At 74.0% G+C, this 1738-nt stretch carries 1 protein-coding gene and 1 pseudogene; both read left to right on the top strand.

The genetic code is table 11. From position 1 onward, the window contains the following. Positions 1–125 precede the first annotated feature (125 nt). Entirely contained in the window at positions 126–1295 is a 1170-nt protein-coding gene (locus ABZ281_RS48230; RefSeq protein ID WP_356665068.1) for a cytochrome P450, read from the top strand. 51 nt (positions 1296–1346) lie between these two features. After that, a pseudogene (locus tag ABZ281_RS48225) lies at positions 1347–1738 on the top strand (hypothetical protein); the annotation flags it as partial.

Below are 1738 nucleotides of genomic sequence, written 5' to 3'. Positions count from 1 at the left end.
GGGGGGGCCCGCCCCCCCCGGGGGGGGGTGTTAGGACGATAACACCACCCCCCACGGCCCCCCCCCCCGGCGGGGCGCCCGGGGGGGGGCCCCCCCCGCCTCTCCCGCTCCGGAAGGAACCCGCGATGCCGTTTGTGACCGACCGCTACGACCCCTTGGATCCGGAGATCCTGCGCGACCCGTACCCGGCGCTGGCCGAACAGCGCGAGCGTGAGCCGGTGTTCTGGCACGAGGGGATGGACTCGTGGGCGCTGACCCGGTACGCGGACAGCGTGCGGGTACTGCGCGACCACGCGACGTTCGCCCGCGACCCGCGGCGTACAGGGGGCACGGTGCCGGAGCCGTCCTTGAGCGTGCAGACGCTCGATCCGCCGCAGCAGAACGCGGTGCGCTCCCTGTTCATGACCGCGCTGCGCGCCCAGGATCTGACCGGGGTCGAGGACCGGGCCCGCCTCCTGGTGCGCGATCGCCTCGACCAGCTGGCCGACGCCGGCCCGTTCGATGTGGTGGCCGAGATCGCGGTGCCGCTGTCCGTGGCGGTGGTGGCCGATCTGCTGGGTGTCGAGACCCCGCCGTACGGGGAGTTCGCCGCGGCGTCGGACGCGATCATGCGGAGCATGGACGGCGGCCTCAATCCGGCGCTCGTCGAGCCGGGCCGCGTCGCTCGCCAGCAGCTGAGCGACCTGGTGGACTCCTGGTTCGCGTCCTCGGCCCGGCCCGGCCTACTGGCCCGGGTACGGCAGGCCACGGCGGCCGATTCCGGCGCGCTGGCCCTGCTGTACATGAAGAACACGGCGCGGGTGATGTTTCAGGGCGGCTACAGCACGATGGCTGCCGCCGCCGGCAACGCCGTCCACACCCTCCTGACCCACCCCGGTGCCCTGGAGCAGATGCGGGAGCGGGCGCTGCTGGCCACCGGAGTGGACGAGCTGGTGCGCTTCGACGGCCCGGTGCAGGGCACCACCCGCACGGCGGTGCGCTCCTGCCGGATCGGCGGCGTCGACATCAAGGCGGGGCAGAAGATCGTCCCCTTGTTCGCGGCGGCCAACCGCGACCCGGCCGCCTTCGAGCGGGCGGACGATCTGGTGCTGGACCGCACCCCGAACCGCCACCTGGGTTACGGGTGGGGGCCGCACGCCTGCATCGGGACGACCGTCGCCCAGGCGGGTCTGCGCGCCCTTATCGCCGCCCTGAATGACCACCCAGCCCGCCTGGTTGCCGCCGGCGAGGGCGTGCGGCGCCGTACGGCGACTATGCGGGCCTTCGACACCCTGCCCGCTGCCCTGTGCCCCTGACCTCCGCCACCTCGGCTTCGTTGGCCTGCTCACGTCTTGAAGGAGTCCGCTGTGCGCATCCTCGTCGGCAACCACATCGATCCGTCCATCCGCGAGCGCGGCGACATGCGGGCCTGGACGCAGCGCCTGCTCTGGTTCGCCCGCCCCGGTGACCTGCTCATCCTGTGCTGCGAGCCGGACGCGGCGTTCGTCGACTACGCCCTGGCCCACACGGGCGTGAAGCGCGAGGAGCTGACCGTGCTGGCCGCCCCGGCCGGAGCGTGGGGCGACAAGCTGCTCGATCCCGCCTCCTTGACCACGCCCTCGTTCGTGGAACAGGTGCGGGCCGCGCTCGGCCCGGCCGGGGCCGGCGCGGTGCGCGAGGTGTTCGCGCTGTGGCCGTCGTCCGCCGTGGCCCGACTCGCCGGCGCCCTGGGCGTGGCCGACCGTTTCCCGGGCGCGGC

This window comes from Streptomyces sp. NPDC006265 (genome assembly GCF_040613555.1).
Classification (GTDB): Bacteria; Actinomycetota; Actinomycetes; order Streptomycetales; family Streptomycetaceae; genus Streptomyces.
Note: the sequence above shows the minus strand (reverse complement) of the source record. Positions and strands in the feature narration are given on the sequence as shown.

Excerpts from the sequence above, each read along its gene's own strand:
- ABZ281_RS48230 (WP_356665068.1), top strand. The coding sequence starts at position 126 with ATGCCGTTTGTGACCGACCGCTACGACCCCTTGGATCCGGAGATCCTG.